Origin of the sequence: Zwartia panacis (assembly GCF_030410395.1) — a bacterium.
GTDB classification, from domain to species: domain Bacteria; phylum Pseudomonadota; class Gammaproteobacteria; order Burkholderiales; family Burkholderiaceae_B; genus Zwartia; species Zwartia panacis.
Window position 1 is genome coordinate 400697 of record NZ_JAUHHF010000002.1, and the last position, 22922, is coordinate 423618.

20 protein-coding genes are annotated in these 22922 nt (G+C 54.8%); 5 read left to right on the forward strand and 15 right to left on the reverse strand.

The genetic code is table 11. From position 1 onward, the window contains the following. Positions 1 to 50 precede the first annotated feature (50 nt). From argJ to QWY30_RS04530, 3 genes are read left to right on the forward strand one after another with little or no spacing between them, the layout of a single operon-like run. Positions 51 to 1277, forward strand: a complete 1227-nt coding sequence (gene argJ / locus QWY30_RS04520) for a bifunctional glutamate N-acetyltransferase/amino-acid acetyltransferase ArgJ (protein WP_290238559.1) — start codon at positions 51 to 53, stop codon at positions 1275 to 1277. After that, positions 1277 to 2164 (forward strand): ATP-binding protein, encoded by an 888-nt coding sequence (locus QWY30_RS04525; protein ID WP_290238560.1) that lies wholly within the window; start codon positions 1277 to 1279, stop codon positions 2162 to 2164. The genes argJ and QWY30_RS04525 overlap by 1 nt, the downstream gene beginning before the upstream one ends. After that, on the forward strand, positions 2157 to 3122 hold the full coding sequence (locus QWY30_RS04530) for a Nudix family hydrolase (RefSeq protein WP_290238561.1): 966 nt from the start codon (positions 2157 to 2159) through the stop codon (positions 3120 to 3122). Before QWY30_RS04525 ends, QWY30_RS04530 begins: the two co-directional genes overlap by 8 nt. On the opposite strand, the gene QWY30_RS04535 is transcribed toward QWY30_RS04530, so the two are convergent. Genes QWY30_RS04535 through QWY30_RS04565 form a run of 7 tightly spaced genes read right to left on the reverse strand, consistent with a single transcriptional unit; the run spans position 3075 to position 14194 of the window. Further along, positions 3075 to 4562, reverse strand: a complete 1488-nt coding sequence (locus tag QWY30_RS04535; RefSeq protein WP_435433361.1) for an efflux transporter outer membrane subunit — start codon at positions 4560 to 4562, stop codon at positions 3075 to 3077. The two genes, QWY30_RS04530 and QWY30_RS04535, sit on opposite strands and share 48 nt — an antisense overlap. Before the next feature lie 8 nt (positions 4563 to 4570). After that, complete coding sequence (locus tag QWY30_RS04540; protein ID WP_290238563.1) at positions 4571 to 7687, reverse strand: efflux RND transporter permease subunit; 3117 nt, start codon at positions 7685 to 7687, stop codon at positions 4571 to 4573. Next, positions 7684 to 10776 carry a multidrug efflux RND transporter permease subunit gene (locus tag QWY30_RS04545; RefSeq protein WP_290238565.1) on the reverse strand — a complete coding sequence of 1031 codons (3093 nt, stop codon included), beginning with the start codon at positions 10774 to 10776 and terminating at the stop codon, positions 7684 to 7686. The genes QWY30_RS04540 and QWY30_RS04545 overlap by 4 nt, the downstream gene beginning before the upstream one ends. 12 nt (positions 10777 to 10788) lie before the next feature. Further along, a complete protein-coding gene (locus tag QWY30_RS04550) occupies positions 10789 to 12015 on the reverse strand; it encodes an MdtA/MuxA family multidrug efflux RND transporter periplasmic adaptor subunit (protein WP_290238567.1) in 1227 nt (408 codons plus the stop codon). A gap of 18 nt (positions 12016 to 12033) precedes the next feature. After that, positions 12034 to 12786, reverse strand: coding sequence for a cell division protein ZapD (gene zapD / locus QWY30_RS04555; protein WP_290238569.1), 753 nt, complete (start codon positions 12784 to 12786; stop codon positions 12034 to 12036). 57 nt (positions 12787 to 12843) lie between these two features. Further along, positions 12844 to 13443 carry a dephospho-CoA kinase gene (gene coaE / locus QWY30_RS04560; protein WP_290238571.1) on the reverse strand — a complete coding sequence of 200 codons (600 nt, stop codon included), beginning with the start codon at positions 13441 to 13443 and terminating at the stop codon, positions 12844 to 12846. Positions 13444 to 13453: 10 nt separating this feature from the next. Further along, a complete protein-coding gene (locus tag QWY30_RS04565) occupies positions 13454 to 14194 on the reverse strand; it encodes a prepilin peptidase (RefSeq protein WP_290238573.1) in 741 nt (246 codons plus the stop codon). A gap of 55 nt (positions 14195 to 14249) precedes the next feature. On the opposite strand from QWY30_RS04565, the gene QWY30_RS04570 reads away from it, so the two are divergent. After that, positions 14250 to 15014: a copper resistance protein NlpE N-terminal domain-containing protein gene (locus tag QWY30_RS04570; protein ID WP_290238575.1), complete on the forward strand. Its 765-nt coding sequence runs from the start codon at positions 14250 to 14252 to the stop codon at positions 15012 to 15014. Positions 15015 to 15024: 10 nt separating this feature from the next. Here QWY30_RS04570 and QWY30_RS04575 read toward each other — a convergent pair whose 3' ends face one another. From QWY30_RS04575 to QWY30_RS04590, 4 genes are all read right to left on the reverse strand, one after another. Continuing rightward, on the reverse strand, positions 15025 to 15255 hold the full coding sequence (locus QWY30_RS04575; protein WP_290238578.1) for a response regulator transcription factor: 231 nt from the start codon (positions 15253 to 15255) through the stop codon (positions 15025 to 15027). A gap of 128 nt (positions 15256 to 15383) precedes the next feature. Continuing rightward, entirely contained in the window at positions 15384 to 16226 is an 843-nt protein-coding gene (panC, locus tag QWY30_RS04580) for a pantoate--beta-alanine ligase (RefSeq protein ID WP_290238580.1), read from the reverse strand. A gap of 30 nt (positions 16227 to 16256) precedes the next feature. Continuing rightward, complete coding sequence (locus QWY30_RS04585) at positions 16257 to 17135, reverse strand: segregation and condensation protein A (protein WP_290238582.1); 879 nt, start codon at positions 17133 to 17135, stop codon at positions 16257 to 16259. 5 nt (positions 17136 to 17140) lie between these two features. Then, complete coding sequence (locus QWY30_RS04590) at positions 17141 to 17329, reverse strand: DUF3460 family protein (RefSeq protein ID WP_290238584.1); 189 nt, start codon at positions 17327 to 17329, stop codon at positions 17141 to 17143. 51 nt (positions 17330 to 17380) lie between these two features. Between QWY30_RS04590 and QWY30_RS04595 the strand changes: the two genes are divergently transcribed. Further along, positions 17381 to 18790, forward strand: coding sequence for a DHA2 family efflux MFS transporter permease subunit (locus QWY30_RS04595; RefSeq protein ID WP_290238586.1), 1410 nt, complete (start codon positions 17381 to 17383; stop codon positions 18788 to 18790). Here QWY30_RS04595 and QWY30_RS04600 read toward each other — a convergent pair. From QWY30_RS04600 to QWY30_RS04615, 4 genes are read right to left on the reverse strand one after another with little or no spacing between them, the layout of a single operon-like run. Further along, positions 18787 to 19797, reverse strand: coding sequence for a Bug family tripartite tricarboxylate transporter substrate binding protein (locus QWY30_RS04600; protein WP_290238587.1), 1011 nt, complete (start codon positions 19795 to 19797; stop codon positions 18787 to 18789). The genes QWY30_RS04595 and QWY30_RS04600 overlap by 4 nt on opposite strands. A gap of 11 nt (positions 19798 to 19808) precedes the next feature. Further along, positions 19809 to 20549, reverse strand: coding sequence for an amino acid ABC transporter ATP-binding protein (locus QWY30_RS04605; RefSeq protein WP_290238590.1), 741 nt, complete (start codon positions 20547 to 20549; stop codon positions 19809 to 19811). Between the two features lie 47 nt (positions 20550 to 20596). Further along, positions 20597 to 21694 carry an amino acid ABC transporter permease gene (locus QWY30_RS04610; RefSeq protein WP_290238592.1) on the reverse strand — a complete coding sequence of 366 codons (1098 nt, stop codon included), beginning with the start codon at positions 21692 to 21694 and terminating at the stop codon, positions 20597 to 20599. A gap of 1 nt (position 21695) precedes the next feature. Beyond that, positions 21696 to 22886 carry an amino acid ABC transporter permease gene (locus QWY30_RS04615; protein ID WP_290238594.1) on the reverse strand — a complete coding sequence of 397 codons (1191 nt, stop codon included), beginning with the start codon at positions 22884 to 22886 and terminating at the stop codon, positions 21696 to 21698. Between the last annotated feature and the right edge of the window lie 36 nt (positions 22887 to 22922).

Here is a 22922-nt window from a genome sequence, read left to right on the forward strand (position 1 = left end):
AAAACAGGTGATAATGACACTTTGCTCAACTCTTCATTAGCAGATCAAACATGGCCGTTAATTTGCACATCCCGTCTGATGACGCGGTATTTCCCGTTGCCGGTGTTGAAATCGGCGTCACTGAAGCCGGTATCCGCAAGGCAAACCGCCGCGATTTGACGGTTTTTCGTCTCAGCGCAGGGTCCAATGTCGCAGGTGTGTTTACCCGAAACCGTTTTTGCGCGGCCCCCGTATTAGTGTGTCAGGAGCACCTGGCCGCATCGGGCCCCATCCGCGCCCTGGTCATTAATACCGGCAATGCCAACGCTGGCACAGGCGAGCCCGGCATGCAAGCCGCGCAAGAAACCTGCCGTGCGCTGGCGACCCTCATGCAGCTCGACAGCAAGCAGATTTTGCCGTTCTCCACAGGGGTGATTCTCGAACCCCTCCCGGTCGACCGAATCAAGGCCGGCTTACCAGGCGCGCTCAAAAACCTCAGCGAAAACAACTGGGTTTCTGCCGCGCACGGCATCATGACCACCGACACCTTGCCAAAGATTCACTCTCAGCGTATCAACCTGGGCGGGCAGACCATCACGATCACTGGCATCAGCAAGGGCGCCGGTATGATTCGTCCCAACATGGCCACAATGCTGAGCTACCTGGCAACCGATGCCGGCATCGCCCAGCCATTGCTCAACCAGCTGGCCAAAGAACTGGCGGATGTATCGTTCAACCGTATCACCATCGACGGCGATACCTCGACCAACGACTCCTTTATTGTCATCGCGACAGGCAAAAGTGGCTTGACGATCGATAGCACCGCGCATCCTCAATACGACGCCCTCAAGGCTACACTGGCTGCGGCCGCGACCGATCTCGCCCAAAAAATCGTGCGCGACGGAGAAGGCGCAACCAAATTCATGACGATTCAGGTCGAGGAAGCGAAAACCACAGAAGAGGCCTTGCAAGTAGCCTACGCTGTGGCCCACTCCCCCTTGGTCAAGACTGCTTTTTTTGCCAGTGATCCAAACTTGGGCCGAATTCTGGCGGCCATCGGCTATGCCGGTATCAACGACCTTGATGTGAGCGGTGTCAAGCTCTGGCTGGGCGATGTGTTGGTCGCCACGAAAGGCGGACGCAACCCGGACTACCAGGAAGCCGATGGGCAACGCGTCATGAAAGAGCCTGAAATCCTCGTGCGTATCGCCCTGGGTCGCGGCAATGTTTCCGAAACCGTTTACACCTGCGACTTTTCGCATGAGTACGTCAGTATCAACGCAGATTACAGATCCTAATGACATCTCCTACACCCACAACAGGCCAGGACATGGCCGACCTGCTTGCACGCGCTACCCGTGTGCTCACTCAACTCGAGGCCTGGTTGCCCCCCGCGCCTCCGGCGACCAACTGGGACGCGCGCGCTTATCGCTGGCGCAAACGCGGAACCTCGCACGGCTGGCTGGATGCGATTGCCAACGTTTCGCTCATCCACACCCAAGATCTGCAGCACATTGAGCGACAAACAGAAATCATTGATCGCAACACCCGCCACTTCATCGAAGGCAAGCCCGCCAACAACGTCCTCATGACCGGGGCACGGGGCACAGGCAAGAGCTCTCTGGTCAAAGCCATGCTGGCCGCTTATGGCGACCGTGGCTTGCGACTCATCGAAGTCGACAAATCCGACCTGGGCGACCTGGCTGATATCGTCGATCTCGTCGCCAAACGCCCTGAAAAATTCATCGTTTTTTGTGACGACTTGTCTTTCGAAGAAGGCGAGTCCGGCTACAAAGCCCTTAAATCGGTGCTGGATGGTTCGGCCGCCTCCACTGGCAACAACGTTCTGATTTACGCGACCTCCAATCGTCGCCACCTCATGCCCGAGTACATGAGTGAAAACCTCCAGGCCAAGCACGGCGCGGACGGCGAGCTCCACCCCGGCGAAACAGTGGAGGAAAAGATTTCCCTTTCCGAACGTTTCGGCTTGTGGTTGTCCTTTTACCCTTTCCGCCAGGACGACTATCTCGATATCGTTTATCACTGGCTGCGTACGCTCGGCTGCTCAGAGACCAGTATCCTCGAGTCCCGCACTGAGGCTTTGCAGTGGGCCCTCGAACGCGGTTCACGCTCAGGTCGTGTCGCCTGGCACTTCGCCCGCGACTGGGCTGCGCGACATGCCTGACAAAATCATTGACGTCGCAGTCGGTGTTTTACTGCGACCAGATGGCACTGTGCTTTTAGGTAACCGACCAGCCGACAAACCCTGGCCTGGCTGGTGGGAACTTCCCGGCGGCAAGCTTGAGCCGGGTGAAACTGTCTTGCAGGCGCTCGCACGAGAACTCAAAGAGGAAATCGGTATCGACTTGACTCAGGCCACACCTTGGGTCACCTACGTTCACCAATACCCGACGACTACAGTTCGTCTGGCATTTTGCCGGGTGACGGGCTGGACAGGTGAGCCAACGGGCCTGGAGGGACAGTTACTTCGCTGGGTACCTATCGACTCAGCCGAGCAAGTTCCCCAGCTACTTCCCGCAACCTATCCGCCCCTGCGCTGGTTGCAACTCCCCACCGTCTATGCCATTTCGTCTGCAGGCTCCCCAGAGCAGTTCCCAGAGTTTTTAAAAAAGCTCGATCAAGGACTTCAGGCTGGAATCAGACTGTTCCAATGGCGTGAACCCGGCTGGCCCGGCGGGCCTGACAACACGGATCTTCATCAAGCCCTCAAAACGGTCATTGCGCGCTGTCATGCGGCCGGTGCTCAAGTCTTGGTCAACAGCATTCATCCCGAGGCCTGGTGGCATGAGGCTGATGGCGTGCATTTACGCACGCATGATGCCGCCATGCTCAGCCGCAGACCAGATCTGGCCAAAGGAAAACGCGTCGGCGTGTCCACGCACACCCTTGCCGAACTTGCGCATGCCCGCGCAATTGAAGCGGATTTTGCCGTGCTTGGACCGGTCCTGCCGACTGCATCGCATCCCGGACATCCCGGTATCGGCTGGGAAGCTTTTGCTGAGCTTAATGCACAAGCTGGTCTTCCGGTCTTTGCGCTCGGTGGCCAATCCGCCGCGACGCTCGCCCAGGCTCAATCAGTTGGTGGGCACGGCTTTGCTGGGATTCGTGGTTGGATTGCCTGAGTCGTCGAGACTCTTGAGATCCTCTGCCGACCAGCCACCACCCAGAGCGGCGACCAGCCTGACACTTGCGGCAAAACGATTACCGACGAGTGTGATGTAGGTCCGCTCATTATTGAGCGCCGTTGTCTCTAAAACAGCCACGCTCAAATAGTCAATCAAACCCTGATCGTACTGATTACGCGCTAAACGCAGCGACTGCTGCGCAGACAGAACGGCCTGCTTTTGCACGACTTCCTCTTGCTCGTACACGCGCATTTGAACCATCGCGTTTTCGACCTCCTGGAGTGCGGTCAAGACGGTTTGCCGATATATCGCGGCCTGCGCGTCAAACTGCGCGCGCGCCTGATTGATCTGCGCCTGTCTGGCACCACCATCGAAGATCAACGCGGCAAGCTGTGGCCCAAGCGCCCAAATTTGCGCTGGCGCACTAAACCACTGGGTGAAGTCATTGCTCCGATAACCACCACTCGCATTGAGCGTCAGATTCGGAAACCAGGCGGCGGTCGCCACACCAATCTGCGCATTGGCAGCCGCTGTTCGACGCTCCGCCGCAGCAATATCCGGACGGCGCTCCAGCAACTCAGAGGGCAAACCCACCGGGACTGCAGGCGGCACCAACGGCACCTTTGCCGCGGCAATCGAAAATGTCGATGGTGGCCGTCCAAGCAAAACAGCGACCGCATTCTCAAACACTGCGCGCTGTTGCTCCAGATCGATCAGTTGCGCACGGGTACTTGCCAGTTGTGTACTCGCCACAGCCACATCACCCTGGCCCGAGATTCCCGCGTTGTAGCGATTTTGAGTCAGCTTGAGTGCGCGCTCGTAAGCCTCTACCGTGGCGGACAATAAACGTCGCTGCTCATCCAACACGCGTACTTGCAGATAAGCCAGCGTCATGGCCGTTTGAGCCGTGAGTCGCGCACCCGAAACGTCGGCGGCCAAGGCGAGTTCAGTCGCATCCGTTGATTCGATATTGCGACGAATACTACCCCAAATGTCCAGCTGCCAAGACGCCTGGGCATTCAACCCATAACCCGTCACAGGGCCACTCGACGCACCCGAAACACTGCCGACGCTGCGCGTGGTGTTGGCGGTTGCGGAAACCGAAGGCAATAACGGCGCACGCGCGCCTTGCGTGATCGCCACAGCCTGCCTGAATCGCGCTTCCGCGAGCGCGATATTTTGGTTTGACGCGTTGAGTTCAGTGATCAATTCGCTTAGAACCGGGTCCTTGTACATGGACCACCAGGGACCTCGGGGATCGTTGGCAGCCGGACGCGCGACCTTCCAGCCTGGCGTTTCCTTGAACTGGGACCCGACATCGATTGCCGGACGCACGTAATCAGGACCCACCATACAGCCGGTGACCACCCACGCAAGACCTAGCGCACCCGCGAGTCGACACGACGCCTTGAAAGTAATGGCCGTTTTGTTCAACAAACTACACTTCATAGATGCGTCGACTCAGGGGTGGAAGAGGAGGCGGAGCGTGCCGCAAGCCACAAGCGAAAGCGATCAAGGTACAGATACACTACAGGCGTAGTGTAGAGGGTGAGCAACTGACTGACCAATAAACCCCCAAGAATCGTGATACCCAGAGGCTGGCGCATCTCCACGCCGGCACCTGTTGCAAACACGAGGGGCAGAGCCCCGAAAATCGCCGCACAGGTCGTCATCAAAATCGGTCTGAACCGTGTCAAACACGCCTGATGGATCGCATCGCGCGGCGACACGCCCAGGCGTCGCTGGGCATCGAGGGCAAAATCAACCATCATGATGGCGTTTTTCTTGACGATCCCGATCAGTAAAAACACACCAATTAACGCAATCAGACTGAACTCTGTTTTCAACAACAACAAAGCCAGCAAAGCGCCAACCCCTGCCGAGGGCAAGGTCGACAAAATAGTCAGCGGATGAATCGTGCTTTCATACAGCATCCCTAAAACCAGATACATCGTAATGAGTGCCGCCAGAATCAGCCAGGGTTGATTCGACAGCGCACTCTGTAAAGCCGCCGCAGTGCCTTGAAAACCCGCCTGAATTCTGTCACTGGGTAAGTTGATGGCTGCGACTGCCTGTTCGATGGCGGCATTGGCTTGACCGAGCGATACGCCAGGCGCCAAATCGAAAGAAATTGTGTCGGCTGCAAGCAACCCCTGATGGCGGACGCTCAAAGGAGCGTTGGTTGTTTCGAACTTGGCAAAAGCGGAAAGCGGCACACGTTGACCCGTTTTACTAAGCACATAAACATCGCTAAGCGACTCCATGCCCTGGGCGTGGCGAGGTGCAACACCCATGACCACGCGGTACTGGTTTCTCGCCCCGTACATGACAGAAATTTGACGCTGACTGAACGAGTTATTCAGAACCGCGGAAATACTTTCCGTGGGGACATTGAGACGCTGCGCAGCGTCCCGATCAATCACAACCGACACCTGCCTGCCCCGATCTTCGACATCCGTATCGACATCGACAAGCTCTGGCAAACTTGCGATCGCCTGCTGCACTTTAGGTAACCACTCTTTGAGATCAGACAATTCGTTCGCCATCAAGGTGTACTGATACTGCGAACTGGTCTGCCTGCCACCGATCCTGATGTCTTGCTGGGGCACTAAAAATAATCTGGCACCCGGAATGCTCGCAAGCTGGGGACGCAAACGATTGATCACCTGCCTGACTGGAATCTTGCGCTCACTGATAGGTTTGAGCTGCACCGCGAGAAAGCTCGAGTTACTACCCCCGCGTCCGCTGGCATAAGCTGTCACCGTATTAATTGCCGGATCTTTCATCACCACCTGGCGAAATTGATCGAGCTTGGGCTTCATCGATTCAAATGACGTCCCGTCATCGGTCGCAAAAAAACCGATCATCATGCCTGTGTCCTGCTGGGGGAAAAATCCTTTTGGTACGACACCGTATAAATAAAAATTGAAACCAACAGTGGCAACCAGCAACACCATCATGAAACGCCCATGCGCAAGCGCCCAGTTGAGCGAACGCGAATAAGCGTTCATGGTCGCGTCCATCCCTTTCACCAACACACGCTCGAGCCATCCCAAACGCGCCTCAGTTTTAGATTCGGCAGTTTCACGCTTGAGCAAACGCGCCGCCATCATGGGTGTGAGCGTCAAAGAGACCAGCATCGAAATCAAAATCGCAGCGGACAAGGTCACTGCAAACTCGCGAAACAGACGACCTGGCAACCCCCCCATCAATAGAATCGGAATAAAAACCGCGATGAGTGAAATACTCATCGAAAGAACCGTAAAACCAACCTCTCGCGTCCCGCGTAAGCTCGCCCGCTTGACTGACTCACCGCGCTCAAGGTGACGCATGATATTTTCCATCACCACAATCGCGTCATCCACCACAAAACCAGTCGCGACAATTAATGCCATCAACGACATCGTATTGAGCGAATAGCCCAGCAAATACATCACGCCAAAAGTACCAATCAAAGAAACTGGAACGGCGACAGTCGGAATCAGCGCGGCACGCCAATTACGCAAGAAAAGCAGCACCACCAGCATCACCAGCGCAATCGCAATCACGAGGGTGTGTTCGGCCTCTTTGACTGAAGCGCGAATACTGGGGGTACGATCCTGGGCAACACTTAAATTGACATCCGCGGGCAACATCGCCCTGAGAGTGGGCAGATCCGCGCGAATCTCATCGACCGTGCGAATAATGTTCGCTTTAGCCTCGCTTCTGACCAATACCAAAATCGCTTGCTGGTCGTTGAAATATCCGATGTTATTCGTGTCTTCGACAGAGTCCTCGACCTTGGCGATATCGGACAGACGGACAGGTGCGTCGTTGCGCCACGCCACAACCAAGGGTCGGTATTGTTCAGCGTTCCAGAGCTGATCATTCGCCGTGATGAGCCAGCGGTTGACATCGTTCTCGAGCATTCCTTTCGGTTTTGTCGAGTTCGCCGAGGCAATGGCCGCCCGAACAGAATCCAGCGACACCCCATATTTCGCGAGCGCATCGGGATTGAGCTCAATCCGAACGGCCGGTAGGGAACTGCCACCAATTTGTACTTCACCAACACCCTGCACTTGAGAAAGTTTTTGCTGAACAGTCGTTGAGGCAATGTCATAGAGTTGCCCCTGCGACAAGGTCGCGGACGTCAGGGCCAGGGTCATGATGGGTGCCGCCGATGGGTTTGCCTTGCGATATGAAGGATTACTCGGCAAACCGCTTGGCATCATCGCTCGCGCAGCATTGATCGCGCCTTGAACGTCAGTGGCCGCGCTGTCGATATCCCTGCTCAAGTCAAACTGTAACGTGATGCGTGTTTGTCCCGTCGTACTACGGGAGGTCATCTCTGTGACCCCGGCGATCGTCCCGAGCGAACGCTCCAAAGGAGTCGCCACCGTTGCAGCCATCACCTCCGGACTCGCACCCGGCATACTGGCGCGCACTGAAATGACTGGCAATTCGATTTGAGGCAATGGCGCAATCGGTAACAAACCGTGCGCCAGCCATCCCGCCAACACCACACCCAGCCAGATCAATGTCGTCGCGACGGGACGGACGATAAAGGGGCCGGAAATATTCATGACGTCACACGCTCGTGTTCCGTTCGCTTCGGATGCGAACGCAAGCGATCAAAAAAGAGATAAATGACGGGCGTCGTGAAAAGCGTCAGCACTTGACTGACCAGCAAACCACCCACCATCACCAAACCGAGTGGCTGGCGCAATTCTGCACCCGTACCCGTCGACAACATCAACGGTATCGCACCGAACAGGGCTGCAAGCGTCGTCATCAAGATTGGCCTGAAGCGCAACAGCGCGGCTTGCTCGATCGCCTCTCTGGGTGACAATCCGAGTTTACGCTCGGCATCCAGGGCAAAATCAATCATCATGATTGCGTTTTTCTTGACGATACCAATCAGCAGGATAATGCCGATCACACCAATCATGTCCAAATCGCGTCCCGTGAGAAGCAGTGCCAACAAAGCGCCAATCGCAGCTGACGGCAAAGTGGACAGAATCGTCACTGGATGAATAAAACTCTCGTACAAAACTCCCAGCACAATGTACATCGTGATAATGGCAGCCAGGATCAATAACAAGGTACTCGAGAGCGAAGCCTCAAAGGCGCGTGCGGCGCCTTGAAAGCGTGTCTGGATCGCTGCGGGTAATCCGATCTCTTGCGTCGCGCGCGTCACGGCATCCACGGCACTGGATAAAGAGGTTCGTGGCGCCAAATTAAAAGAAATTGTCACAGAGGGAAACTGATCCAGACGATTGATGACCAAAGGCGTACGACCCTCGCTCACTCGGACAACCGTACTCAAAGGAATCGGTTTGCCGGTATTGCTTCGTACGTAGACAGAGTTCAATGCAGAGGGATCCCGCCGAAACTGAGCTGGCACCTCGATGACGACCCGATATTGATTGGACTGCGTGAAAATCGTCGAAATCTGGCGCTGGCCGAAAGCATCATAAAGCGCGTCATCGATCGCAGATGCAGACACCCCGAGACGTGCTGCCGCGTCACGATCGATATCGATGAACGTGTTGAGCCCATCCTCTTGCAAGTCGTCTACCACACCCGTTAATTCAGGTTGTGCTTTGAGCTGATCAACAAGTTTGGGTACCCACTGCGCCAGCAAGGCAGGGTCGGCGCTTTCCAAAGTCAGCTGATACTGCGTGCGGCTGACACGATCTTCGACAGTCAGATCCTGAACAGGCTGAAAGTAAAACTGCAATCCCGAAAAGTCGCCAAGCTCCGTTTCCAATCTTTTGATAACCTGCGTGACACCATCGCGACGCTCATTCTGTGCACGCAGTGAAATCTGTATCCGACCCGTGTTGACGGTTTCATTGACCCCATCAATGCCGATGAATGATGCCACGCTTGCCACATTTGGATCCCGCAAAATAATGGCGACTGCCTCCTGCTGGCGGGTGGACATGGCATTAAAAGATAAGTTTTGCGGCGCCTGAGTGACCACCTGCACAAGACCTGTATCTTGCGCCGGGAAAAAGCCTTTTGGTATGACGAGATAAAGCAAAGCCGTCAGAACAAATGTTCCCAAAGCAACAAATAGAGTCAGCGTCTGGTGACGCAAAACTACATTGAGCCCTCGCTCGTACTGACGAATTAATGACTCGATCCAGGCATGCGTCTTGCGTGCCACCCAACCATACTTTTCCTCTTCACCCGCGCGCAATAGTCGTGCACACATCATGGGTGTCAGTGTGAGTGAAATAATCAGCGACAGAAAAATCGCCACAGCCAACGTAATGGCGAACTCCCTGAAGAGCCTTCCAACCACCTCCGTCATAAACAACAGCGGAATCAACACCGCGATCAACGACAATGTGAGGGATACAAGCGTAAAACCAATTTGCGAAGCACCCTTAAGTGCGGCCTGTAAAGGCTTTTCACCACGTTCGAGATAGCGCGCAATATTTTCAATCATGACGATGGCATCGTCGACCACAAACCCTGTTGCAATCGTGAGTGCCATCAGCGTGAGATTGTTGATACTAAATCCCACCAGGTACATGATCCCGAAGGTTCCGATCAAGGACAGTGGCACCACGACGCTAGGAATCAACGTAGCGGTCAACGTACGTAGAAACACAAAAGTCACCAAGACCACCAAACCAATCGCGATGAGCATTTCGACCTGTACATCTTTGACCGATGCGCGAATAGTCTGCGTACGATCAGACATCACCGTCACATCCAGATTGCCAGGCAGCGCTGCTCGCAATTGAGGCAGAATTTTTTGTATGCGATCGACGACTTCGATAACGTTTGCGCCAGGTTGACGTTGAACATTCAAGAGAATGGCGGGTTGCAGATCTGCCCATGCTGCCAGCCGCGCATCCTCGGCTTCGAGGACAACCTGAGCGATGTCGCCCAAGCGCAGAGGCGACTCATTTCGATAGGCGACGATGAGCCCGCGATAATCCGCTGGATTTCTGAGCTGATCATTCGCATCGATCGTTGTGGAACGCACCGGACCATCCAGAGTCCCTTTGGGCTGGTTGACGTTTGCAGACACGACTGCCGCGCGCAAATCAGCGAGAGTCAACCCATAAGCAGCGAGTGCCTGGGGATTCGCCTGGATTCGCATCGCAGGCCGCTGCCCGCCGGCGATCGTGACCAGGCCGACCCCTGTGACTTGCGATATTTTTTGCGCCATGCGTGTATCGACCAGATCCCGCACTTGCGGCAACGGGACCGTGGGCGATGTGATGGCAAGCGTCATGACTGCCGCATCCGCAGGATTCACCTTGTTGTAGACAGGCGGAGCGGGTAAATCTCTTGGCAACAGGTTGCTCGCGGCGTTAATAGCCGCCTGCACTTGCTGTTCGGCGACATCCAGAGGAAGCGAGAGTGCAAATTGCAAGGTGATGGATGAAGCACCCGTGGTACTGCTCGAAGTCATCTGGCGCAAACCTGGCATCTGACCGAACTGCCGCTCGAGCGGCGATGTCACCAGCGCGGCCATCACCTCGGGGCTCGCGCCCGGGTAAAAGGTGGTCGTCTGAATAGTCGGATAGTCCACCTCTGGCAAAGATGAAACCGGCAGCCACCTATACGCGATCAAGCCACACAACAGCAAGGCGATCATCGCGAGCGTTGTCGCGACGGGTCGCAAGATAAATGGACGCGAGATGTTCATCTGTTATGGAGCCTAGGGTCTGACTGAACCTGGTGCACCACTGCGCGGCTGAGCTCGGACCGGCTGGGCATCCGGCCTAGGAGCCCTGCTTGGGTCGATGATGCGAACCTTTGCGCCCTCACGCAGTCGGTCGGTACCCTCCAAAACCACGCGATCCCCCTCTTTTAGACCTTCGAGTATCACGAGTGACTCTGCGGTTCGGTCACCTATTTTCACAGTTCGCACTGCCGCTGTTCCCTCCTCAGTCACGACATACACAAAAGCGCCTCGATTGCCCTGCTGAATCGCTCCGGCAGGAATGGTCAGTGCGTTCTTGATCGTGCGCACTTTCATTCGCACGTTGACGAATTGATTAGGAAACAAAGCGTCATCATCATTTTTGAATTCCGCTTTTAATTTGACCGTACCAGTCGTGATGTCGATCTGATTATCGATCGAGATCAATGTCCCCTGGGCAAGGCGCCTGGTATCAGCCCGATCATACGCATCGACCTCCAGTTTCTGACCGGCCAACATAGGTTGGCGCACAGCCGGCAAATCGTTTTCCGGGAGCGTAAAGACGACCGAAATTGGCTGCGTCTCGGTAATCACCACCATACCAAGTGGATCATTCGCGTTCACCAAATTACCTGCATCCACACGTCTGAGACCCAGCTTGCCTGAAATCGGCGCGGTGATCCGCGTGTAACTCAATTGCAACCGCGCGTTATCGACCGCTGCTTGATCGCTTTTGATTTGACCTTCAAACTTTCGGACAAGCGCGGCTTGTGTATCCAGCAGCTGCGGTGCGATAGAGTCCTGTTTGCGCAAAGTCTGATAGCGCTGTAAATCTCTCTTTGCGTTTTCGTACTGCGCCACGTTTTGTTGCTGGATACCAATCGCCTGATTGAGTGCCACTTCATAAGGACGCGGATCGATCAGTGCAAGCAATGTACCGGCCTTGACTTGCTCTCCTTCCTTGAACAAAACCTCGATCAGCTCACCCTGCACGCGACTTCTGACCGTGACAGTATTCAGGGCGGTGACAGTGCCTAGCCCGCGCAAATAAATATCGAGATCTTGCAAACGCGCGGCCTCTACTTTGACCGGCGTCCCTGAGGACGCTCCAGCCGGAGGCCCTTTAGGAGCCACCTTCTGCGTACCCGACCACCACCAGGCTGCACCACCGAGCGCCAAGGCGATCACTAGCCACGTCAAGGGCGAACGCAACGCCGTCCTTGCTTTCTTGCTCTCAGACATATTGATTCCAACTGGCCCTTAAAGGGCGCAAAGGGTCATTTTGAAGGCCACATCGTGATTGACGGGCTGGGGTCGTTGCTCACCATCCTGCGAGGAATAGCGAATCCAGACCATATATTTGTTGGCACTAATTTCAGGAAAGACGTCGGCTGACTCATCGACCCAAACCCTCAATAACTGATATGTTTTGCCAGCAAGCATCTGTTGATACGCTCCCTGGGGTGCCACGGCATCCGTTGGCTGACCTGTTTCCCGCAGAAGGCGCATCACCATACTGATGCCCGCTTGCAAAGGCATCAACGAAGACATCCATCGCTGCAGATCGGCGCATCGCTGCGCTTCCGATCTGTATTGCCAGGCGTGAAAAGAAGGCATGTCCACTTGGGTACCGCCGCCAGGTACGGCAAGCCGCCCCCTAAGACTACTGAGCCATTCATTTGCCCTGAGTTCCTGACCTGTTTTGCCCGCGGCATTCAGATTGGTGATGACACGCTCAATCTCAACGAGCATCGCAGCCAGGGTTTTCGGATCCACGCTGGGATGATCCCGTAACGACTGCAAAACATTACGCTGGCGCTCCAGGTCCTGGAGAACACTGCCTTTCATGTCTGTTCGTTCAGTCGCATCAAGCAAATCAAACAAGGCCGCAAGCGCGACCTGATGATGCCTGGCATCACCGGGCTTGGCAAAGAACATCATTCGATCGAGCAAGGCCTCCAGGCGCATCAGCGCACGGACTCGCTCATTAAATGGGTATTCAAAAAGAATCACTGGTTCTTATCATCCAAGCTCATGGCATTTGCGCTGCGTTTAACGCTTTTTACCTAACTACGCTAGGTTACACCACGCTTTATGCAAGACCAATACTTGTTTTTCAAGATCACTCAGCGAGGTATTTGCCATATTGCTAATTATATCGTCCGCGGCTGCCAGGCGCTCCCCTCGGCTGACTTGTGCAGCCATGATTCGGCGGATCGTCTCGGCCGGAATCCCGCTTCTGGCCTGCACCCGCGCAATCTGCGTTTCCTCTTCGCAATCCACGACACACAGACGGTCGATTCGATCACGCCAGCGACCTGACTCGATCAGCAGAGGCACGACAAAAACAGCGTAAATGCCAGTAGCTTCTTGCGCCTGCCTAAGCACTTCTTGTGCAATCCGCGGATGCAGAATCCCCTCTAACTGCGCGCGACGACTGGCATCCGAAAACACCAGTTCGCGCATACGCGCCCGATCCAAAGCTCCATTCATGTCAATTAATTCAGGGCCAAACGATTCGCGTATGGCATCGATTGCGGAGCCACCGGGTGCCGTGAGCTGATGAGCGATTAAATCCGTATCAATGACAGTCGCGCCCCAACTGGCCAGAAGGTTGGCGACATGGGTTTTGCCTGAGCCAATCCCACCGGTCAGACCAAGCTTAAACATCCCAATTCTCCTAAAAAAATGACTCAGACCAGTCAAAAAACAGCATCAGGATACCCCCAAGCGCCAAACCCGGCCCAAAAGGCATGGGATTTCTCAGACGACGACCGAAAAAACGGTTTGCAATCAGGGCTACCAACAGACTGAAAGATGAGGCGATTAACCACACGAAAGGTAGGCCAAAGCAACCTAGCCATGCCCCGATGGAAGCGGATAACTTGAAGTCACCATGCCCCATCATCTGCCTGCCCCATACTCTTGCTATCAGGGCACATGGCAACCACAGCGCAATATAGCCCGCTGCGGCGCCCCAAACAGCCTGTTCAAGCGGTAGTTCACCCATGCCGGCCGCATTCCACAGTAGCCCGAGCCAAAGTAAAGGCAGCGTCAATATATCCGGCAATAGGCGTATTCGGGCATCAATCCGGGCAAGAAGCAACAGCACTGCGCAGTAAAAAAAGGCTGTCCAAGCCGTTACGCCTGCCCCCCACTGCATCACCACCCCGATCGCGCACAGGCACACCAACAGAACCAGTAAAGCATCCTGCCAGTGAAGCCCTCGAATCGCCGGATCTGACCACTCGAGAGCAGGCCGCAAATGCGTATCTGCCAAAATTTGCTGAGGTATTTTCCAAGAAAGCCAAATCAGCGGGACTGCGGTCGCCAACCCCATCAAAACAGCCACAAACACCGGGAGTCCATGGTCAATCACTTTAATATTTCCTTTGTAAGGTGTGTGCAGCGTCCATGCCAAGTGCGTAAAATGCGTTCATATTCAGCTCCGTCAGTCTTTAATTGGGAAAGTCATCATGTCAGGTCGAACAGCAGGGCACCTCTCACTGCACGCCACTATTTGCCGTTATCTCGCGATCACCCTGCCCATCGTTCTAGCAGGCTGCGCCCAGATGCAGCAACAAATGCAACAGCCTGGCTACTACAACCCACCGCCTGCCAGCTCCACCACTGACGCAATCGAAAATGCCGAAGGTCCATATGGCACGCAAACAATCCGTGCGCCGAGCCAGATTCAGATTGGCCTGAAAAACAGGGGCTCTGATGCCGCACCCGTGCAGGGCTCGGCCCCGCAAATCGCGACAGGTCAGACGACTTCGACGGCTACACAGGGGGCTTCTGGTGCAGCGGGTGTGGCCACTGGATCAAGCACGACAGCGGATACGCTTCAAGCCTCACTCTTTCCAGAGCCATTAACGTTCGCCGGTACCCTGCCTTGCTTTCATCCCGAAATGAAATGCTCGGCACAAAAAATCACCATCACGCTTGCACCCAATGGTCGTTGGCGGGCACGTGCCGCTTATCTGGAACAAGCCAGCAAGAGTGGTTCAACCCTTGCTGACCAAGGTTGCTGGCGTGTCATTCCACAAGCGGTTCCACGCATCATTTTGCTGAACCCCTCGGGTAACGTGCGTGCCGAAATGGCGCAGACCTCCGGGAACGTTTTACGTTTGATCTCGATCAATGGCGACTCAGTCAACTTGACCTACACACTGACCCGACAGCCTGACCTTGATCCAATCGACGAACTCAATAAGACACCAGCGCCCACTTGCCCCTGAGATCCCGAACCTAAGGTTCAGGATTGGTGCAAACTTCACGCGCGAGCTGGACTGCATTGCGCACGCCCATTTTGTAAAAAATGCGTGCGCGATGCGCTTCGACGGTGCGCATCGAGATGCCCAGTTCAAGTGCTATGAATTTGTTTGATTTGCCTTCGGCGACCGGGTGGATCACGTCGCGTTCTCGGGCGGTTAGCGCTCTCCAGCCAGCGCCACGGGCGTCTTCAAAATGTTTCATCATGCCTCCGTATCATCACGGACTGAAGTCTGGCAGAGTGTTGGCTTGGGGGTAAGCTGTCAAATCTGACAGGCGGAATAACCCTAGGTACGTATTGACAGATGACCGAAATTGAACTGCCGTGAGCCTGGTCAGAGCTCCAGATTGTCAATCAGTCGTGTGGCGCCAAGCTTGGCCGCGGCCAAGGCAACCAGAGGCTCGCCAGCGGCCACTTGTTCAATCGTCGGTTTATGCAAATCCCGGCGTCGTCTGACTGCGATATAGTCAACTTGCCAACCGCGCGCGGTGAGCATGCTCGCCGCCTCGCGCTCAAGTTGCTGTATGTCATGCAAACCCGCATGCAACTTGGCTTGCATCGACTGGAGCAAGGCAAACAACTGGGGAGCTTCTTGACGCTCGGCTTCCTGCAAATAAACGTTACGCGAAGACAGCGCCAATCCATCTTGCGCGCGTACAGTCTCATGCGCCAAAATTTCGACAGGTAATTGAAACTGTCGGCACATATTGCGTATCACCATCAACTGTTGATAGTCTTTTTTGCCGAATACCGCCACGCGAGGCTGTACGCAGGAAAAAAGCTTCAGCACGACAGTGCTGACTCCGCCAAAAAAACCAGGACGATGTTCACCTTCGAGAATATCGCCAAGCTCTTGTGGGGGTTGAACGCGATAGCTTTGCGGCTCCGGATAAAGCTCGCGTTCGTCCGGGGCAAACAATACGTACACATTTCGGTCACGTTCGAGCTTGGCAATATCGTCTTGCAAGGTGCGCGGATACTTTTCAAAATCCTCGTTCGGTCCGAACTGCAGACGATTAACAAAAATACTGGCGACAACAGGATCGCCATGCTGCCTGGCAAGTTTCATCAGGGCCAAATGACCCTCGTGCAAATTACCCATCGTGGGGACAAAAGATACGCGCAGCTGCCCTCGCAACTGATCACGCAACTCTTCAATGGTGTGTACAACCTTCAATACATTCTCCGGATACGGCGGGCTGTCAGCTCAAACTGCCGCGCTGGTATAGGCGAGTCGCACATAGATCGGCGCATAGGGCTCCGCCTGCGTGATTTCAAGCAATGACTCTCGAGAAAGCTCAAGAAGCGCCAGAAAATGCACGACGACAACCGCTACTGCAGCGCCCTCTTGAATGCGCTCCATGAATAGCTCGCCAAATTCGATGAACCGCACATCGGACAACCGGCGCAGTATATGCGTCATATGATCGCGAACAGACAGTTGCTCGCGGGTAATGTGATGGTGTGCATTCAGCTTCGCACGTTTGAGGATATCGATCCAGGCTTGGCGCAAATCCTCGACGCTCACATCGGGAAGGGCACGTTCGACGCGCAAGTCCGCAAAAGCCTGGGCACGCTGAAAGTCTCTCCCCAGTTGGGGCAGCGCATCCAGCCTCTGGGCTGCAAGCTTCATCTGCTCATACTCAAGCAAGCGTCTGACCAACTCGGCTCTCGGATCCTCTGGTTCTTCGCCAGAATCCGTTTTCTTGACGGGCAACAACATGCGCGCCTTAATCTCGATCAGCATCGCGGCCATCAAGAGGTATTCAGCGGCGAGTTCAAGGTTATGCATCCGGATCTGATCGACATACGACAGATACTGCCGTGTCACCTCGGCCATCGGGATATCCAGAACGTTGAAATTCTGTTTGCGGATCAGATAAAGCAGTAAGTCCAACGGTCCCTGAAAAGTTTCCAGGAATACTTCAAGTGCGTCGGGCGGTATGTATAAATCATTGGGTAACGCGAACAACGGCTCTCCGTAGAGCCGAGCAAGCGCGACCGCATCGATGACATCAGGTGTGGTGTCTATCGTAGGATCGACTAACGCACTCAGACTATCGTCTGGAACTTGACTTGAAACCATGCGGTTTAGTTGTTCTGGTAAACGTAAGGATTTTGACGCACGCGCGCTTGTTTGAATCCTTCGGCAAGCTCGGAATCCTGTGGGCGATCCCATAGACGTGCGCGACCATCGCGCTGGCGTTGCTCGATATCAGGGTGCTCCGTCTTGAATTTTTGGAGGAACTGGGTGATTTCGGAGGTGTATTGGTCGGCCATAACTTGTCAACAAAAGGTTAGACTGCTCGCTAGTGTACTGTAGAGCCGCCCATGTCTAGCCCCACCCTCGACCCGCCAACCCCCGCGCAACGCATCCTGCCATTTATAGTCGGCTGCGCGTTACTGATGCAGATGCTGGACTCGACCGTTGTGACGACGGCGCTCCCCGCGATGGCGCGCGATCTGGGCTCCGACCCGATCAGCATGAATATTACGATTACCTCTTATTTGATTGCGGTCGCCATGTTTGTCCCCGTCAGCGGATGGGCAGCAGACCGCTATGGCGCACGCAAAGTATTCATTGCAGCGATTGCACTGTTCACGCTCAGTTCGCTGACTTGCGCGCTCTCAAGCTCCCTCACGCAGCTAGTAATCTCCCGGGTGGTCCAGGGACTCGGGGGGGCCATGATGGTGCCAGTCGGCCGCATCATCTTACTGAGAACAATACCTAAGCATAATTTACTAAAAGCCATGGCATTTCTCTCGATGCCCGCTTTGATCGGACCCATGGCAGGACCACCGCTTGGGGGACTACTCGTCACCTACGCCTCATGGCAATGGATTTTTCTGATCAATATTCCTATCGGTATTCTGGGGATATGGCTCATCATGCGATACGTCCAGGCACTTCCGACGGATACTGAGTCGCCCCGCCTGGACGTCGTGGGCTTTTTATTGAGCGCCGTGTGTATGGCAGCCTTGGTGAGTGGTTTCGAGTCGCTCGGTCATGGCGGCCCGCAGGCATGGGTGTCTGCCACCCTGATTGCGACGGGACTGATCACAGGCTATCTATACGTGTTGCATTCCCGCCGACACCCCAACCCTATTCTAGATTTAACCCTTTTACGCACGCCCACTTTCCGGGCCGCGGTCTTGGCGGGCAATCTTTGCCGTTTCGCCGTGGGTGCGACGCCTTACCTGCTCGCACTGCTGCTGCAAATTGGCTTTGGCATGAGTGCCCTCTCAGCCGGACTCATTACTTTTGTGGGTGCGGTCGGCTCCCTGCTGATGAAGATGGCCGCCCCCCGCATTCTGAACCGCTGGGGCTATCGGTACGTCCTGACAGTCAATGCCGTGCTCACTGGGCTGAGTCTGGCTGCCTGCGCGAGCTTTACACCTGAAATGCCCTCAGTACTCATGTTGGGCATTCTGTTGATCGGTGGATTTTTCCGCTCATTGCAGTTCACTGCGGTCAATACCCTGGCTTATGCAGATATTTCTCACGCTGGTATGAGCCGAGCCAGCAGCTTCGCAGCGATGGCCCAGCAACTCGGTGTCAGTCTGGGTGTCGGGGTCGCCGCCGAATCACTGAGCCTGAGCATGGCCTGGCGTGGCAGCAACAATCTGATCGCAGCCGATGTCATGGTCGGTTTTATCGTGATCGGCACACTGTGCGCGCTTGCCAGTCTGGCGTTCTGGAAACTTTCGCCTCACGCTGGCGAATCGTTACGACAACGTTAGTCGACTTTCGCCCCGGAAAGCTTGACGAGTTCCTGGTATTTTTGGCGCTCCTGCACAACCATTTCCGTAAATTGCGCAGGGGTCAGGGACGAGGCATTCGAACCCATCTGCTTGAGACGTGCCTGCACAGCAGGATCGGCAAGCGCTGCTGCATAAGCATGGTGCAGCTTGGTCACCACAGTCGCAGGCGTACCGGCAGTTGTGAATACGCCGAACCATGTGCCGATATCAAAGGGTTTGATCCCCGCTTCCTGGACGGTTGGGACGTCAGGCAGGATATCCGACCGCTTATCCGTGGTCACAGCCAAGGCGACAACTTTGTCGTCTTTGATTAAGCTCACCGCGGAGGCCAAGTTGTCGAACATGAAATCAGACTGACCTGATAGCAGTGCAAGCTTGGCGGGCGCGGCCCCCTGGTAAGGGATGTGGACGGCCTTCAGCTTGGTCCGCTCCGACAACAGCTCTCCTGCCAGATGGCCGGCACTACCGGAGCCGCCCGAACCATAATTCAGTTTGCCCGGATTGGCCAAGGCGTATTTCACGAGATCCTGCATCGTGCGTATACCGTGCTTGTCCGCAAACTCCTTGTTGACGATCAGTACGTTGGGCACAGAAGCCACGAGGGCCACCGGCGCAAAGTCACGCACGGCGTCGTAAGGGATTTTGCTGTAAAGCGCAGGATTGATCGCATGTGTGGCCACAGCACCCATCACGAGAGAGTAGCCATCGGGCTGGGCTTTGGCGATGAGATCCGCGCCAATATTTCCGCCCGCTCCGGGACGGTTTTCAACAATCACTGGCTGACCGAGTGCGGGCTTGACCTGCTCTGCAAGCACGCGCGCAATCGTGTCTAGCGGTCCGCCGGGGGGATATGGCACCACGAAACGGATAGGTTTAGTCGGCCAGTCGCCTGCAGTTTGTGCATGAGACGTCCAAGAAACAGTCACAGCGCTCAGACAAAGCGCGAGCAATGAAATCCTGCGAAGCTTGCTGTGTACTGTCTGCATGATCGAATGACTCAATGAAGAATTTGACTGAGAAAGAGCTTGGTTCGTTCGTTCTGAGGATCATCAAAAAACGCATCCGGCGTATTCTGCTCGATGATCTCACCTCGATCCATGAAAATCACGCGATCGGCGACTTTACGCGCAAAACCCATTTCGTGTGTGACACATAACATCGTCATGCCAGACTCTTCGGCGAGTCCGATCATGACATCCAGCACCTCTTTCACCATTTCAGGATCAAGGGCAGAGGTGGGCTCATCAAACAGCATGATTTTTGGATCCATGCACAGGGAGCGCGCAATGGCCACGCGCTGCTGCTGTCCGCCAGACAATTGGCCCGGGAACTTGAGCGCTTGCTCGCTGATACGGACACGCTCCAGGTATTTCATCGCGCGGGCCTCTGCTTCAGCCTTGGGTGTTTTAAGGACCCAGATCGGACCAATTGTGAGGTTTTCCAACACAGTCAGATGAGGAAACAAATTAAAGTGCTGAAATACCATGCCGACTTCACGGCGAATCGCTTCGACATCCCGCAAATCATTCGTGATTTCAGTACCGTCAACGATAATCTGACCTTTCTGATGCTCTTCGAGCCGGTTGATACAACGAATCAGAGTGGACTTGCCGGAGCCGGAAGGTCCGCACACGACGATTCGCTCACCCTGAGCCACATCAAGATTGATATTGCGCAACACGTGGAATTTACCGTACCACTTGTTAACGTCTTTCATGCGAATGATGGCGTCAGCCATACATGTTCTCCAGAGATCGGGCGCGCCCAGAGTTTGGCGCTTGGCCCCTAACGCTCATGTCCCGTTGACAGCCGTTTTTCAAGAGACTGGCTGTACTTGGACATCGAGTAACAAAATACGAAGTAAATCGCGGAAATAAAGATATAGACTTCGACGCTGAAACCACGCCACGCTTGATCAGTCAGCGCGACTTTCGCCGCCTGCGTCAGATCAAAAATACCGATAATAACGACCAGCGAGGTGTCTTTAAACAAAGCGATGAACAGACCCACCAAAGGGGGGATCACTATTTTGAGGGCCTGCGGCAAGACAATCAGTCGCATCTGCTGCCAGTAACTCAGGCCTAGCGAATCCGCCCCCTCGAACTGACCTTTGGGAATGGCCTGCAATCCACCGCGAATGGTTTCAGCCATGTAGGCTGCCGCAAATAAAATGATTGCGATCTGGGCGCGCAGCAATTTGTCGATGTTCATCCCCTCAGGTAGAAACAACGGCAACATGACCGCGGACATGAACAATAAGCTGATCAGCGGCACACCGCGCACAAGCTCGATGTACACCACGCAAATCGACTTGATCGCCGGCATGTTGGATCGACGCCCGAGCGCCAACACGATACCCAATGGAAAGGCCAGCGCAATACCAAATGTCGACAAGATGAGTGTCAATGGCAAGCCGCCCCACTGACTGTTTTCAACATATGTCAGGCCGAAAACGCCTCCCCACATCAACACCGCCACCGCGGCGAGCGAAACAGTCCATAGAGCGAGCAGCCACATGTTCCAAAGCTTTCTCCAGCCGCTCAGGATGATCGAAGCAACCAAAATGCCTGTCGCGATCAAAGGGCGCCACTGCTCGTCATAGGGGTACAAGCCAAACAAAATCAGGCGATGTTTTTCGACAATCATGGCCCAGCAAGCACCTGTCGACTTGCGGCACTCATCGGCCGTGGAGGCGGTGGCATTCGCATTGATTAAAAACCAGTCCACCATTGCAGGGACGGTTGCAAGCAATAACCACACCGAAAGAATCGTCAGCAAGCTGTTGATCGGCGATGAAAAAAGCTGCGAACGTATCCATGCGAACACGCCAACGGCGCTTGCGGGCGCTTTCTCAGTTGAAACTGCGGTAGTTGGTGTAGTCATTTCAACGCTCCACCAACGCAATGCGTTTGTTGTACCAGTTCATGAAAACAGAAATCGACAAGCTCACCGTCAGATAAGCCGCCATGATCATCATGATGCCCTCAATCGCCTGCCCCGTTTGGTTGAGGGTCGTATTGATCACAGAGACGATGTCCGGGTAGCCAATGGCCACCGCCAGCGAACTATTTTTAGTGATGTTCAAATACTGGCTTGTCATCGGAGGGATGATCACACGCAAGGCCTGCGGCAATACGATCAAACGCAACACTTGACCGCGCTTGAGCCCAAGGGCCTCGGCCGCCTCCCATTGACCGCGATTGACCGACTGAATACCAGAACGCACAACCTCTGCAATAAAGGCAGCGGTGTAAATCACTAGGCCAATCAGCAGCGCGGCGAACTCGGGAGAAAGCGTCATTCCACCGGCAAAGTTAAACCCCTTGAGCTCTGGCACATCCAGCGTCATGGAAGTTCCACTGAAGAACCACATCACGACAGGTAACACCAAGAGCAACAACATTGACCATCTTCCCGTGGGGAAAATCTGACCAGTCTTTTCCTGATTTTTACGCGCCCATTTAGCCATGATGATCGAGAGAATCACGGCAACCAGAAAACCCACCAACAACCACAGCAATCCGTCACCGTGAACAGTTGGCATCTGTACCCCGCGATTCGAGACGAACACCCCTGGCAAGGGATGCAGCGCCTGGCGGGGACCGGGTAGCGTTTCTGAAATGATGGCGTACCAGAAAAACAACTGGAGCAGCAACGGGACGTTGCGCATCACTTCAACGTAAATGCTTGAAATCTTGCGGATCAGCCAGTTGCTCGACAGCCGGGCGATACCGATCAATGTACCGAGTAAAGTCGCGAGAACGATGCCAATCAAGGCAACCCGCAGTGTGTTGAGCAAACCGACCGTGATCGCCCGGCCGTAAGTACTCGCTGGACTATAAGCAATTGGTGTTTCGCCAATGGCGAAACCAGCTTCTTTGCTTAGAAAATCGAAACCTGTCGAGATATTGCGCGCCGACAAGTTACTCAATGTGTTGTGAACCAAAAACCAGACTGCTCCACCTACGGCGAGCAATGCAAGAATTTGATAAATGATCGAGCGCGTGCCTGGATCATTCCAAGACAAGCGTCTTCGAGCAGGGGGTGCTAGAGGTGATTCTTTAGGCTTCGTCATAACTTAGGGCGACCGCAACGCGGTCGCCCCTATGTA

Bases quoted from the DNA above. Each gene is read 5' to 3' on its own strand.
- argJ (WP_290238559.1), top strand. From the start codon at position 51: ATGGCCGTTAATTTGCACATCCCGTCTGATGACGCGGTATTTCCCGTT.
- QWY30_RS04525 (WP_290238560.1), top strand. From the start codon at position 1,277: ATGACATCTCCTACACCCACAACAGGCCAGGACATGGCCGACCTGCTT.
- QWY30_RS04530 (WP_290238561.1), top strand. From the start codon at position 2,157: ATGCCTGACAAAATCATTGACGTCGCAGTCGGTGTTTTACTGCGACCA.
- QWY30_RS04540 (WP_290238563.1), bottom strand. From the start codon at position 7,687: ATGAATATTTCCGGCCCCTTTATCGTCCGTCCCGTCGCGACGACATTG.
- QWY30_RS04545 (WP_290238565.1), bottom strand. From the start codon at position 10,776: ATGAACATCTCGCGTCCATTTATCTTGCGACCCGTCGCGACAACGCTC.
- QWY30_RS04550 (WP_290238567.1), bottom strand. From the start codon at position 12,015: ATGTCTGAGAGCAAGAAAGCAAGGACGGCGTTGCGTTCGCCCTTGACG.
- coaE (WP_290238571.1), bottom strand. From the start codon at position 13,443: ATGTTTAAGCTTGGTCTGACCGGTGGGATTGGCTCAGGCAAAACCCAT.
- QWY30_RS04570 (WP_290238575.1), top strand. From the start codon at position 14,250: ATGTCAGGTCGAACAGCAGGGCACCTCTCACTGCACGCCACTATTTGC.
- QWY30_RS04575 (WP_290238578.1), bottom strand. From the start codon at position 15,255: ATGATGAAACATTTTGAAGACGCCCGTGGCGCTGGCTGGAGAGCGCTA.
- QWY30_RS04585 (WP_290238582.1), bottom strand. From the start codon at position 17,135: ATGGTTTCAAGTCAAGTTCCAGACGATAGTCTGAGTGCGTTAGTCGAT.
- QWY30_RS04590 (WP_290238584.1), bottom strand. From the start codon at position 17,329: ATGGCCGACCAATACACCTCCGAAATCACCCAGTTCCTCCAAAAATTC.
- QWY30_RS04595 (WP_290238586.1), top strand. From the start codon at position 17,381: ATGTCTAGCCCCACCCTCGACCCGCCAACCCCCGCGCAACGCATCCTG.
- QWY30_RS04600 (WP_290238587.1), bottom strand. From the start codon at position 19,797: ATGCAGACAGTACACAGCAAGCTTCGCAGGATTTCATTGCTCGCGCTT.
- QWY30_RS04605 (WP_290238590.1), bottom strand. From the start codon at position 20,549: ATGGCTGACGCCATCATTCGCATGAAAGACGTTAACAAGTGGTACGGT.
- QWY30_RS04610 (WP_290238592.1), bottom strand. From the start codon at position 21,694: ATGACTACACCAACTACCGCAGTTTCAACTGAGAAAGCGCCCGCAAGC.
- QWY30_RS04615 (WP_290238594.1), bottom strand. From the start codon at position 22,886: ATGACGAAGCCTAAAGAATCACCTCTAGCACCCCCTGCTCGAAGACGC.